Source organism: Caulobacter sp. D5 (genome assembly GCF_003185805.1).
Taxonomy (GTDB): Bacteria; Pseudomonadota; Alphaproteobacteria; order Caulobacterales; family Caulobacteraceae; genus Caulobacter.
In genome coordinates this window covers 1-12,727 of sequence record NZ_QHJY01000132.1, presented here as the reverse complement: position 1 = coordinate 12,727, position 12,727 = coordinate 1, and the positions used below count along the sequence as shown (strand labels likewise).

10 protein-coding genes and 1 pseudogene are annotated in these 12,727 nt (G+C 69.0%); 10 read left to right on the top strand and 1 reads right to left on the bottom strand.

Going from position 1 to position 12,727, the window contains the following annotated elements; all coding sequences use genetic code 11:
* From DMC18_RS09745 to alr, 4 genes and pseudogenes are all read left to right on the top strand, one after another.
* A pseudogene (locus tag DMC18_RS09745) lies at window positions 1–628 on the top strand (TonB-dependent receptor); the annotation flags it as partial.
* Window positions 629–775: 147 nt separating this feature from the next.
* The gene (locus DMC18_RS09740; RefSeq protein ID WP_110117824.1) at window positions 776–2,296 is read left to right on the top strand and encodes a replicative DNA helicase; all 1,521 of its coding nucleotides are present in this window, start codon (window positions 776–778) and stop codon (window positions 2,294–2,296) included.
* A gap of 62 nt (window positions 2,297–2,358) precedes the next feature.
* Window positions 2,359–3,045 (top strand): MarC family protein, encoded by a 687-nt coding sequence (locus tag DMC18_RS09735; RefSeq protein ID WP_110117823.1) that lies wholly within the window; start codon window positions 2,359–2,361, stop codon window positions 3,043–3,045.
* Window positions 3,046–3,105: 60 nt separating this feature from the next.
* Complete coding sequence (gene alr / locus DMC18_RS09730; protein ID WP_110117822.1) at window positions 3,106–4,188, top strand: alanine racemase; 1,083 nt, start codon at window positions 3,106–3,108, stop codon at window positions 4,186–4,188.
* 18 nt (window positions 4,189–4,206) lie between these two features.
* On the opposite strand, the gene DMC18_RS09725 is transcribed toward alr, so the two are convergent.
* Window positions 4,207–5,349: a Yip1 family protein gene (locus DMC18_RS09725; RefSeq protein WP_233248108.1), complete on the bottom strand. Its 1,143-nt coding sequence runs from the start codon at window positions 5,347–5,349 to the stop codon at window positions 4,207–4,209.
* A gap of 223 nt (window positions 5,350–5,572) precedes the next feature.
* Between DMC18_RS09725 and radA the strand changes: the two genes are divergently transcribed.
* From radA to DMC18_RS09695, 6 genes are all read left to right on the top strand, one after another.
* Window positions 5,573–6,955 (top strand): DNA repair protein RadA, encoded by a 1,383-nt coding sequence (gene radA, locus DMC18_RS09720; protein ID WP_110117820.1) that lies wholly within the window; start codon window positions 5,573–5,575, stop codon window positions 6,953–6,955.
* Window positions 6,952–7,575, top strand: coding sequence for a CvpA family protein (locus DMC18_RS09715; RefSeq protein WP_110117819.1), 624 nt, complete (start codon window positions 6,952–6,954; stop codon window positions 7,573–7,575). Before radA ends, DMC18_RS09715 begins: the two co-directional genes overlap by 4 nt.
* Window positions 7,572–9,071, top strand: a complete 1,500-nt coding sequence (gene purF / locus DMC18_RS09710) for an amidophosphoribosyltransferase (RefSeq protein WP_110117818.1) — start codon at window positions 7,572–7,574, stop codon at window positions 9,069–9,071. The genes DMC18_RS09715 and purF overlap by 4 nt, the downstream gene beginning before the upstream one ends.
* Before the next feature lie 129 nt (window positions 9,072–9,200).
* Window positions 9,201–10,184, top strand: a complete 984-nt coding sequence (locus DMC18_RS09705) for a bile acid:sodium symporter family protein (RefSeq protein ID WP_110117817.1) — start codon at window positions 9,201–9,203, stop codon at window positions 10,182–10,184.
* A 102-nt stretch (window positions 10,185–10,286) separates the two neighbouring features.
* Window positions 10,287–11,036, top strand: coding sequence for an SDR family NAD(P)-dependent oxidoreductase (locus tag DMC18_RS09700; protein WP_110117825.1), 750 nt, complete (start codon window positions 10,287–10,289; stop codon window positions 11,034–11,036).
* A 273-nt stretch (window positions 11,037–11,309) separates the two neighbouring features.
* On the top strand, window positions 11,310–12,727 hold a 1,418-nt coding region (locus DMC18_RS09695; protein WP_110132896.1), incomplete at its 3' end, for a methyl-accepting chemotaxis protein.

The window sequence follows — 12,727 nt, the reverse complement described above, 5'->3', positions numbered from 1 at the left end:
GGGCAGCGCCACCGGCACGGCGACCCAGCAGGCGATCTACACCCTGCTGCAGCCCTATGGCGTGACCACCGCGCGGTTCTTCATCAACGGCGTCGACACCACCACCAAGGGCGTCGACGTGGTGCTGCGCTACCGCCTGGACGCCGAGGAAGCCGGTCGCTTCGACCTGACCCTGGCGGGCAACTACAACGAGACCGAGGTCACCCGCCTGCCGACGACCAACACCCTGTCGTCGCTGCCGGTCCCGCCGACCCTGTTCGGCCGGGTCAACGTCCTGACCTTCGAGCGGGGCACGCCGCGCACCAAGTTCGTCGCCAGCGGCGACTGGAGCAACGGCCCCTGGGGGGCGACCCTGAAGCTGACCGGCTACGGCACCGTGCTGCAGCCCAACGCCACGGCCTCGCTCGACTACTGGACCGGCCGCAAGGCGGTGATCGACCTGGAAGCCCGCCGCACCTTCGGCGAGAACCTGACCTGGGCCGTCGGCGCCAACAACCTGTTCGACGAGTATCCCAACCGCACCCCGGCGGCCGTCAACAGCACCAGCGGCGTGGTCGGTTTCCCCAACTACTCGCCGTTCGGCTTCAACGGCCGGTTCCTCTACACCCGGGTCAGCTACAACTGGTGAAACCTGACCTTGCGTAAGGCGCGAGGAGGATGTGGCGGACGCTGCGTCCCCTTTTGTCGTTCAACAGAGATATACACAGAACATCCCCATTCATCTTCGCCGTTCATCATGCTCTTCCAAGCGCCCGGACGGCGTTCGCGTTAACTTATGACGATGTCGCTCGTACCCGCTCTTGATCTGCGCCCTCCGGCGCAGGACGCCCCCACTATCGCCGTCGCCCCGCACAACCTGGAAGCCGAGCAGGCGCTGCTGGGCGTGCTGCTGTACGACAACTCGGCCTATGAGCGGCTGACCGACAGCCTGCAGGGGCGCCACTTCTACGAGCCCTTCCACCAGCGGCTGTTCAGCTCGATCGAGACGCATATCCGCAAGGGCCAGCTGGCCGAGCCGATCCTGCTGGCCGACGAGTTCAAGCACGACACAGCGTTCCAGGAGCTGGGCGGCATCCGCTATCTGGCCGACCTGGTGGACCGCGCCCCGCCGGCCGCCAATGTCGGCGACTACGCCCGGGCGGTGTTCGACCTGGCCCTGCGCCGCGACCTGATCCGCATCGGCGGCGAGATCGCCGCGGCCGCCCACGGCCATGGCGACGAGAAGCGCCCGGCCCGCGACCAGATCGAGTCCGCCGAACAGCAGCTCTACACCCTGGCCGAAAGCGGCACGGCCAGCTCCGGCTTCGTCAGCTTCGGCGACGCCCTGCGCGGCGCCGTCGAGATGACCGCCGAGGCCTTCCAGCGCGACGGCGGCATGTCGGGCCTGGCCTCGGACCTGATCGACCTCGACCAGAAGATCGGCGGCCTGCACCCTTCCGACTTGATCGTGCTGGCCGGCCGCCCCTCGATGGGCAAGACCGCGCTGGCCACCAACATCGCCTTCAACGTCGCCAAGAAATACGCCTGGGAGCCCCAGCCGGACGGCAGCCGCAAGACCGTCAGCGGCGGGGTGGTGGCCTTCTATTCGCTGGAAATGAGCGCCGAGCAGCTGGCCCTGCGTATGCTGGCCGACGCCTCCGGCGTGTCGGGCGACAAGCTCCGCAAGGGCGAGATCGACGCTTCGGAGTTCGGCCGGGTGCGTGACGCGGCCATGGAGCTGCAGGAAGCGCCGCTCTATATCGACGCCACCGGTGGTATCTCCATCGCCAAGCTGACCGCCCGGGCGCGACGCCTGAAGCGCCAGGTCGGCCTCGACCTCGTCGTCGTCGACTATCTCCAGCTGGTCACCGGCTCGGACCTCGGGTCCAACGCCAGCCGCGTGCAGGAAGTCTCGCAGATCACCATGGGCCTGAAGGCCCTGGCCAAGGAACTGGCCTGCCCGGTCATCGCCCTGTCGCAGCTGTCGCGTCAGGTCGAAAGCCGCGAGGACAAGCGGCCGCAGCTGTCCGACCTTCGTGAATCCGGCTCGATCGAGCAGGACGCCGACATGGTCTGGTTCGTGTTCCGCGAAAGCTACTATGTCGGCCGGGCCGAGCCGCGCGAGGGCACGCCCGAGCACCTGACCTGGCAGGAAGAAATGGACAAGCTGCAAGGCCTGGCCGAGGTGATCATCGCCAAGCAGCGTCACGGTCCCATCGGCACGGTGCGCCTGTCGTTCAACAGCGACACCACCCGCTTCGGCAACCTGTCGCGCGACCACTATTTCCACCAGATGCGGTCGGGCAGCGACGAATAGCGTTTCCTTCCGGACGCGCGCCGGGTCAGGCTCGGCGCGCGATTCAGGAAAGAGCGCCGCCGATGGACTTCAGCCCCCTGCCCGTCACGACCTTCGTCGGGGCGTTCCTGCTGGCCTTCCCGGCCCTGTTCTCGATCGTCAATCCGGTCGGGGCGGCGCTGATCTTCCACCAGATGCTGGCCGACCATCCGGCCGAGACGCGCCGGCGCCTGGCGCCGACCATCGCGCTCTACGCCTTCTGCATCCTGCTCGGCTCGCTGCTGCTGGGCGGCTATGTGCTGAACTTCTTCGGGGTCAGCCTGGGAGCGCTGCGGGTGGCCGGCGGCCTCGTCGTGGCGATCCGCGCCTGGGCGCTCTTGATGACGCCCGAGGAGCACGAGGAGCGCAAGGCCGACCAGGCCGCCTCGCCCGCCAAGGGCCGGGCCGAGGACATGGCCTTCTTCCCGCTGACCATGCCGTTCACGACGGGACCGGGCGCGATCTCGGTAGCGATCGCCCTCTCCTCCCAGCGCCCGGCCGAGGGTCATTCGGTCGCGCCGTTCTTCCTGGGCGCCAGCCTCGCCGTCGCGGTCATCGCCCTGATGGTCTGGGTGTTCTACCGGGCCTCGGACCGGGTGCTGTCGCTGTTGGGCGTCAACGGCGCGCGGGTGATGTCGCGGCTGATGGCGTTCCTGCTGATGTGCATCGGCGTGCAGATCGTCGCCAGCGGCGTCGAGGCCCTGGTGACGCAGTTCCTGAGCACGCGCTGAGGCGCATCTCCACAGCATCTGCACTGGCCTTGGCGGCGCGGGTCGGCTACCTCCGCAGCCGTGACCGAAGCTCGCCTGACCCTCGACCTGGACGCCCTCGCGGCCAACTACGCGACCCTCAAGGCGCAGGCCGGCGGGACCGAGCTCGCGCCGGCGGTGAAGGCCGACGGCTACGGCCTGGGCGCGAGCCTGGTCGCTCGCCGCCTGTGGGACGAGGGCGCGCGGGCCTTCTATGTCGCCCGGCTGTCGGAGGGCGTGGCGCTGCGCAAGGCGCTGGGCGAGCGCGAGGCGGCGATCCACGTGCTGGACGGGGCGACGCCGGGCTCGGGACCCACGCTGGCGCAGGCCGGCCTGATCCCCGTGCTCAACAGCCTGCCGCAGGTCGAGGCCTGGAACAGCCAGGCCGGCAAGGGAACGCTGGAAGCGGCGATCCACATCGACACCGGCATGAACCGGCTTGGCCTGCGCCACGAGGAGGCCGCGGTGCTGACGGCCTCGATGGACCGGCTGAAGCATCTGAACGTCTCGCTGGTGATCAGCCACCTGGCCTGCGGCGGCGAGCCGGAGCATCCGCTCAACGGCCGCCAGCTGACCCGCTTCACCGACGCGGCCGCCCTGTTCCCCAACGCCCGCCGGAGCCTGGCCAATTCGGCCGGGATCTTCCTGGGCGAGGCCTATCGCTTCGACCAGTGCCGGCCGGGGATCAGCCTCTATGGCGGCGGGCCGCGCGACGTGGCCGACGAGCGGATCAAGGCCGTGGCGACTTTGGAAGCGCCGATCCTGCAGGTGCGGGTGGTGCCGCGCGGCGAGTCGATCGGCTATGGCGCGGCCTTCACGGCCAGCGAGACCACCCGCGTGGCGATCCTGGCCTGCGGCTATGCCGACGGCGTGCTGCGCTCGACCAGCCCGAGCGGCCAGGTGTGGTTCGACGGCGCGCGCCGCCGGATCCTGGGCCGCGTGTCGATGGACCTGATCGCGGTGGAGATCACCGACTGCGACGCCGCCCGTCCTGGCGCCATGGTCGAGCTGTTCGGCCCCAACCTGCCGGTGGACGACGCGGCGGCGGCGGCGGGCACGACGTCCTACGAACTGCTCGTACGCCTGGCCGGCCGCGCCCGCCGCGTGGTGCTGGGCGAGGCCTGACGGCCCCGCCCTTTTCCCTTACTTCGCCAGGCCTTCCAGCCGGCCCGCATCGACCGAGGCCACGGCCTTCTTGAGGTCGTCGACGCTGTCGGCCTCGCCATTGGCCTCGATCGTGAAGCGGTTGCCCACGACGATGCTGTAGCTGCCGGACTTGGCCTCGCGGTCCCACTTTTCGGAAACCAGGCGGCCGCCGGTAGTGTTGGTCTTCTCGTAGCCGGTGGCGGTTTCGGTCGAGGTCTGGGCGTTCATGGCCGAAGCCATGGCCGTCAGCCCCGCCAGCGCGCCCAGATCGGTGACGGCCAGGCTGAAGCGGCGGCCGTCCTTCTCGTAGTCGCCCTGGGCCGAGGCCATGCCCGCGCCGGCGGCGCCCGCCGAGTGGGCCTCGAGCGTGGTGCGCGCGAAACCGCCCGACGAGGCCGGCAGGAAGCCCTTGAGCACGTCGGTCGAGGTCAGCGGCTTGCCCTTGCCGGCTTCGGCCGAGGCCGCGGCGGCTTCCAGCTGCTTGGAGGCGGCCTGCATCTTGCCGAGATCGACCGTGTTGCCACCGACCGTCAGCGAGCCGCCGTCGCCGGAGACCTTGGAGCTGGCCGCATAGCTGCCGAGCGCCACCATGCCCGCGATCGTGCTGGTGACCACGGCCACGGCGAAGAACAGCGCGATGGCGCAGATCACCGTCACGGCGGTGTAGCCGAGCGACTTCTCCTTGGACGACTTCATCAGTCGCGGCAGGCCGGTATAGAGCAGGTAGAGGCCATAAAGGCTCAGCAGGCCGCCGATGATCCCAAGCGCCGGGAGGATGCTGAAGATCCCTGCCAGCCAGCCGGCGGTGTTGGAATAGGCGGCGACCTTGAAGGCCTGGATCCTGTTCTTCTGGCCGTCGAAGGACGGCGCCAGGGCGTCGATGATCAGCGCCAGCAGGAACACCGACAGCAGCGACAGGCCATAGGCCACGACCGTGCCGATGATGGCCGGGATCAGCGCGGGCTTGATGACGGCCAGTCCGGGGATCCCATTGCCGAAGACCAGGCTGCCCACCAGGCCCGCGACCGCCGGAATAGCCGCCAGGATGCAGACGTATCCGACGTAGAGCCCCTTGATGGTGGCGGGTTCCGGGTCGATCCGCTCCCACTCGGCGGATGGAGAAAGTAGAAGCCGCTTCACGCGGCTCACGAGATCGGACGAAACAACTCCGGGTTCGACCACGGACATTTAGGCGCCTCCAGAAAGATCCTGAGTCTGCGCCCCCCGGTGTCTATCTATACGCAACGCGCGCAAAACGGGAACAAGGTTCGGCGACAGGCTGGAGCGATGCAGCTGCGTCCGGCTTTGGCGCAGCGACGCTCCAGCCTGTAGTCTCCACCCATTCGAGAATCAGGAAGACCCCATGGCCCGCGACGGCGCCGTCTACGCCTGCCAGTCCTGCGGGGCGGTCCAGACCAAGTGGGCCGGGCAATGCCCCGCCTGCCAGAGCTGGAACACCCTCGTCGAGGAGGTCGGCGTCCGCGCGCCCGGCAGCCTGTCGGCCACCAAGGCCACGCGCAACCGCGGCCTGAAGTTCACCGGCCTCGAAAGCGACACCCCCGCCCCGCCCCGCATCCTGACCGGCGTCGACGAGTTCGACCGGGTCTGCGGCGGCGGCGTGGTGCCGGGCTCGGCGATCCTGATCGGCGGCGACCCGGGCGTGGGCAAGTCGACCCTGCTGCTGCAGGTCTGCGCCAACGCCTCGAGCCGGGGCGTGTCCTGCGCCTACATCTCGGGCGAAGAGGCCGTGGAGCAGATCCGCGGCCGCGCCGACCGCATGGGCCTGGCCGGCGCGCCGGTGAAGCTGGCGGCCGAGAGCAGCCTGCGCGACATCCTCGACGGGCTGAAACGGGACAAGTTCGACCTGGTGGTCATCGACTCGATCCAGACCATGTGGAGCGACGCCCACGAGGCCGGTCCGGGCACGGTGACCCAGGTGCGGGCCTGCGCCACCGAGCTGGTGCGCCTGGCCAAGAAACAGGGCGTGGCCATCCTGCTGGTCGGCCACGTCACCAAGGACGGCCAGATCGCCGGCCCGCGCGTGGTCGAGCACCTGGTCGACGCCGTGCTGAGTTTCGAGGGCGAACGCGGCTATCCGTTCCGCATCCTGCGCGGGGCCAAGAACCGTTTCGGGGCCACCGACGAGATCGGCGTCTTCGAGATGGGCGACATCGGCCTGCGCGAGGTGAAGAACCCCTCGGCCCTGTTCCTCAACGAAGGCGGCGAGCGCGCGGCGGGGGCTGCGGTGTTCGCCGGCATCGAGGGCTCGCGCCCGGTTCTGGTGGAATTCCAGGCCCTGGTGGCCCCGTCCGCCTACGGAACGCCCAGACGCGCCGTGGTCGGATGGGATTCCGGGCGTCTCGCCATGGTGCTCGCCGTGCTTGAATCGCGGTGCGGCCTTGGTTTTGGCGACAAGGACGTCTATCTGAACGTCGCCGGCGGGCTGAGGATCACCGAACCCGCCGCCGACCTCGCGGCGGCGGCCGCTCTGGCCTCTTCGGCCATGGATGTCGCCCTGCCGCAGGACTGCGTGGTGTTCGGCGAGGTCAGCCTCTCCGGCGAGATCCGGCCCGTGAGCCGAATGGAGTCGCGTTTGAAGGAAGCCGCCAAGCTGGGGTTCGGCCGCGCGCTGGGACCGCTGTCGGGCCTGCCCGAAGGCGGCGGCGCCCTGCCGGTGGCCGGCGCGGCGCGACTGGCCGACGCGGTCCGTAGAATCGAGAACGACATCTGGAGCTCGCACGCGTGACGCCGTTCGACATCATCGCCGGACTGATCCTGCTGGTTTCCGGCGCCGTGGGCTTCTTTCGCGGCGCCTCGCGCGAGCTGACCTCGGCGCTGTCGTTCATCGTCGCCGCCGTCGTCGCCCTGCTGGGCCTGCGCCTGACCGGCCCGCTCTTCCGCGAATTGATGGACCCGGACTGGGCGGCCACGGCCGCCGCGATCCTGGTCACCTTCGTCGTCGCCTTCGTGGCCTTGCGCTTCATCGGCGGCCAGCTGACCAAGACCCTGCACGCCGACGGCGCGCTGGGCATGCTGGACCGCCTCGTGGGCCTGGGTTTCGGCCTGCTGCGCGCCCTCGTCGTCCTGGGCGTCTTCAACCTCGTCTTCCACATGGCCACGCCGCGCGACCGCGTGCCGGCCTGGGTGTCGGACTCGATCTTCTATCCGCTGTCCAACGCCAGCGCCCGGGTGCTGAAGGTGTTCGCCCCCAAGGGCGCCGGACTTGCCGGCAAGCTGGCCCCCGCCATCGAGGACGCGGTCCGCGACGGCGCCAGCGACAAACCGTCCGACGCCGACCGTGGCGAAGAAGGCTATGATAAGGACCAGCGTCGAAAGTCCGACGATCTGGTGGAGAAATCGCGATGACGTCTTTCGGCCAGTCGACCGACCGCTTCTCGTCCATGCCCTGGCGTGATCCCGAGGATGACACCCTGCGCCTGGAGTGCGGCGTGTTCGGCGTGTTCGGCGCGCGGGACGCCTCGGCCATCGCGGCGCTGGGCCTGCACGCCCTGCAGCACCGGGGGCAAGAGGCCTGCGGCATCGCCGCCTTCGACGGCCAGCGCTTCCACACCGAGCGCCACATGGGCCACGTGGGCGACGCCTTCACCGGCGCCGACCTCGTCCAGCGCCTGCCGGGCCACATGGCCATCGGCCACACCCGCTATTCCACGGCCGGCGGCAGCGGCATCCGTAACGTCCAGCCGATGTTCGCCGACCTGGAGACGGGCGGCCTGGCTTTGGCCCACAACGGCAACCTGACCAACTTCCTGACCCTGCGCGAGCGCCTGGTGCAGGAAGGCGCGATCTTCCAGTCGACCTCGGACAGCGAGGTGATCCTTCACCTGATCGCCCGTTCGCGTAAGGCCCGCATCGTCGATCGCTTCATCGACGCCATCGGCCAGATCGAAGGCGGCTACGCCCTGGTGGCCATCACCAACAAGAAGATGATCGGCGTGCGCGACCCGCTGGGCATCCGCCCGCTGGTGCTGGGCGACCTGGACGGCAAGCCCGTCCTGGCCTCGGAAACCTGCGCCCTCGACATGATCGGCGCCCGCTTCGTGCGCGACGTCGAGCACGGCGAGATGGTGGTGATCAGCGACACCGGCGTCAAATCGCTGCGCCCGTTCGCGGCCCCGGCCGCCCGCCCCTGCGTGTTCGAATATGTCTACTTCGCCCGTCCCGACAGCGTCGTGAACGGCCGCTCGGTCTATGAGGTGCGCAAGCGCATGGGCCGCCGCCTGGCCATCGAGACCGGCGTCGAGGCCGACGTCGTGGTGCCGGTGCCCGACAGCGGCGTGCCGGCGGCCATCGGCTACGCGGCCGAAAGCGGCCTGCCCTTCGACCTGGGCATCATCCGCAACCACTATGTGGGCCGCACCTTCATCCAGCCGACCCAGGGCGTTCGCGAACTGGGCGTGCGCATGAAGCACAGCCCCAACCGCGCGGTGCTGGAAGGCAAGCGCGTCATCCTGATCGACGACTCGATCGTGCGCGGCACCACCTCGCTGAAGATCGTCCGCATGGTCCGCGAGGCCGGCGCCAAGGAAGTGCACCTGCGCTCGGCCAGCCCGCCGATCAAGTGGCCCGACTTCTACGGCATCGACATGCCCGAGCGCGAACAGCTGCTGGCGGCGACCAAGTCGCTGGAAGAGATGGCCAAGTTCCTGGAAGTGGACAGCCTGGGCTTCCTGTCGGTCGAAGGCCTGTACGAGGCCCTGGACTGCGCGCCGCGCGATCCGGCCGCCCCGCAGTTCACCGACCACTACTTCACCGGCGACTATCCCACGCGCCTGACCGATCGCGAGATCGCCGAGGGCCGCAACGACCAGGCCGAAAAGCAGCTGTCGCTGCTCAGCGCCTGACGCCAGCCTTTCGGGTCCTTCGGCTTGTTCGAAGGACCCAAGCTGCGCTAACCCGGTATACGGCCTGTCTGGTTCGGCCGCTCGGATCGTCCGGAGAGACCGGGCGACGCCCCCTGTGAGAGTCGCCCCTTGGCCAATCCCGTTTCCGCCGTCCTCTCCAAGCTGAAGATCGACGCCTACATCATCGCCCTGTTCAGCATGGTGGTGCTGGCCTCCTTCCTGCCGGTGCGGGGCCAGGCGGCCGAGATCACCGGCTGGGTGGTGAAGGTCGCCATCGCCCTGCTGTTCTTCCTGCACGGCGCCAAACTGTCGCGCGAGGCCGTGGTCGCCGGGATCACCCACTGGCGGCTGCACCTGACGATCCTGGCCTTCACCTTCCTGCTGTTCCCGGTCCTGGGCCTGGCCATCAGCAAGGCCGGCGTGCTGTCGCCGACCATGGCGGCGGGGATGGTGTTCCTGGCCTGCCTGCCTTCGACCGTGCAGTCGTCGATCGCCTTCACCTCGATCGGGCGCGGCAACGTCGCCGCCGCCGTCTGCGCGGCCTCGGCCTCGAACCTGTTCGGCATCTTCCTGACGCCGGTGCTGGTGGGCCTGCTGATGAACGCCCACGGCGACGTCGGCGGCTGGGAGTCGATCCAGTCGATCGTCGTCCAGCTGCTGCTGCCGTTCGTGGCCGGCCAGCTGGCCCGGCCGCTGGTCGGCAAGTGGATCGAGAAGCACAAGACCCTTGTCGGGCGCGTCGATCGCGGCTCGATCCTGCTGGTGGTCTATTCGGCCTTCAGCGCCGCCGTGGTCGAGGGCCTCTGGCATAAGGTTTCGCCGCTGGAGCTGATCGTGCTGCTGCTGGTCTGCGGCGTGCTGCTGACGCTGGTCATGCTGGCCACGATGTTCGGCGCCCGGGCGCTGGGCTTCTCCAAGGCCGACGAGGTGGCGATCGTGTTCTGCGGCTCCAAGAAGAGCCTGGCCACCGGCGTGCCGATGGCCGGCATCCTGTTCCCCGGCGCGACGGCCGGGGTGCTGGTGCTGCCGCTGATGATCTTCCACCAGATCCAGCTGATGGCCTGCTCGGTGCTGGCGCAGCGCTACGGCGCGCGGCCCGCCGACGAAGCCTGACTAGACAAAGACAAACGCCCGCCAGAGCGTGATAGCCGAAAGCGTAAGCGGTTTCGGCGGCCATCACGCTCTGAACGTAAAATGGAGGCGCAGGAAACGCTCATGACCACCACCGACACGCCGCTGGCCGGCCGCATCGCCCTAGTCACCGGCGCCACGCGCGGCATCGGCCGCGCCATCGCGCTGGGCCTGGCGCAGGCCGGCGCCCATGTGGTGGCCCTGGGCCGCACCCAGGGCGCGCTGGAGGCCCTGGACGACGCGATCTTCGCCGCCACCGGCGAACACGCCACCCTGGTGCCGCTGGACCTGCGCGAGGCCGACGGCCTGGATCACCTGGGCGCGGCCCTGCACCAGCGCTTCGGCAAGCTCGACATCCTGGTCGGCGCGGCCGGCGTGCTGGGCGCCCTGACGCCGGTGGGTCACCTCGACCCCAAGGGCTGGGACATGATCCTGTCGACCAACCTGACGGCCAACTGGCGGCTGATCCGGGCCATGGACCCGCTGCTGCGCACCTCCGACGCCGGCCGGGCCATCTTCCTGACCAGCAGCGTCGCCAAGAGCCACCGGGCCTTCTGGGGCGCCTACGCCGCCTCCAAGGCCGGGCTGGAGGCCATCGTCGACTGCTATGCCGACGAGATGGAGAACACCGCAGTGCGGGCCTTCTGCATCGACCCCGGCGCCATGCGCACCAAGATGCGGGCGCTCGCCTTCCCGGGCGAGGATCAGGCCACCGTGCAGGATCCGGCCGAGATCGCGCCCTTCGTCGTCGACCTGGCTCGCCCTGAGCGCGAGCCCCCGCGAGGCGTCGTTCGCTTCAAGGAACGCGGCCAGGAAGCCGCCAGTCTCGGCTGAACGGATGGCTGTTAAGCAATCCCAGGTGCAGATTACGTATTCCAAGTAAAATCAGGATATCCGAAATCGCGGATTTCGCCGGATCGTCTACGATCTGCAATAAGCTCTTGAGTCGACAATGGGACTTAAGGCGTTGAAATTGTTGCTCGCGTCAATCCGACGCACCTGATGCAAGATTTCGAAGAACGTTGTTAAGCAGGGAATAACGGATCGAAGCTCACCCTTGGGTCGTGGCGAACCCCGCCGCTAGCCTTCCGGCGGAGCTCGGATCCGATGTCATTCCTGTCGTTCAAGCGCGGTCGCGATACGGCCGACCAGCGCCTCGCCGAGCTCGAAGCCACCGTCGCGGCGATCCATCGCTCGCAGGCGGTCATCGAGTTCGAGCTCGACGGCACGATCCTGACGGCCAACACCAACTTCCTGAAGACGGTGGGCTATTCGCTGGACGAGATCCGCGGCCGCCACCACAGCATGTTCGCCGATCCGGAGTTCGCCCGCAGCGACGAGTACAAGCAGTTCTGGCTGAACCTGGGCCGCGGCGAGTTCTTCGCCGGCAAGTTCCAGCGCCAGGGCAAGGGCGGCGTCGAGATCTGGATCCAGGGCGCCTACAACCCCGTGTTCGACGCGGACGGCAAGCCCAGCAAGGTCATCAAGTTCTGCACCGACATCACCCAGGCCGAGCATGAACGGCTGGCCAACGAGACGCTGCGCAGGACCGAGGCCGAGCAAGGCGCCGTGGTCCTGACCCTGGCCGACAACCTCAAGCGCCTGGCCGCCGGCGACCTGACCGCCGACATCACCGCCGCCTTCGAGGGCCGCTTCGCCTCGATCAAGAGCGACTACAACGCCGCCCTGGCCGCCCTGCGCGACGCCATGAACCAGATCGGCTCGTCGACCAACGGCGTGCACAACGGCTCCAACGAGATCACCGGGGCGTCGGAAGACCTTTCCAAGCGCACCGAGCAGCAGGCCGCCGCCCTGGAAGAGACCGCCGCGGCCCTGGACGAGATCACCGCCACCGTGCGCCGCAGCGCCGAAGGCGCCCGCTCGGCCTCGACCGCCGCCTCGACCACGCGCCAGGAGGTCACCCGCTCGGGCGAGATCATGCGCGACGCCATCGAGGCCATGGGCGAGATCGAGCAGAGCTCGGGCAAGATCGGCCAGATCATCGGGGTGATCGACGAGATCGCCTTTCAGACCAACCTGCTGGCGCTGAACGCCGGCGTCGAGGCGGCCCGGGCCGGCGAGGCGGGCCGCGGCTTCGCCGTCGTCGCCCAGGAAGTGCGGGCCCTGGCCCAGCGCTCGGCCGAGGCGGCCAAGGAGATCAAGACCCTAATCGCCAACAGCAGCGCCCAGGTCGACCGCGGCGCCAAGCTGGTGGTCGACACCGGCCAGTCGCTGAACGGCATCGTCGGCCGCATCGCCGAGATCGACACCCTGATTTCCGAGATCGCCCAGTCGGCCCACGAGCAGGCCACGGGCCTCAACCAGGTCAACACCGCCATCAACCAGATGGACCAGGTGACCCAGCGCAACGCGGCCATGGTGGAGGAAGCCACCGCGGCGGCCGCCTGCCTGCGCAACGAGGCTTCGTCGCTGGCCGAGCTGGTCTCGCGGTTCCACACCGGGACCGAGATCGCCAAGGTCGCGCCGGCCGCCGCCGCGCCCCGCGCCCCGGCGCCCCGCAGCCC

Bases quoted from the DNA above. Each gene is read 5' to 3' on its own strand.
- DMC18_RS09740 (WP_110117824.1), top strand. From the start codon at position 776: ATGACGATGTCGCTCGTACCCGCTCTTGATCTGCGCCCTCCGGCGCAG.
- DMC18_RS09735 (WP_110117823.1), top strand. From the start codon at position 2,359: ATGGACTTCAGCCCCCTGCCCGTCACGACCTTCGTCGGGGCGTTCCTG.
- radA (WP_110117820.1), top strand. From the start codon at position 5,573: ATGGCCCGCGACGGCGCCGTCTACGCCTGCCAGTCCTGCGGGGCGGTC.
- purF (WP_110117818.1), top strand. From the start codon at position 7,572: ATGACGTCTTTCGGCCAGTCGACCGACCGCTTCTCGTCCATGCCCTGG.
- DMC18_RS09700 (WP_110117825.1), top strand. From the start codon at position 10,287: ATGACCACCACCGACACGCCGCTGGCCGGCCGCATCGCCCTAGTCACC.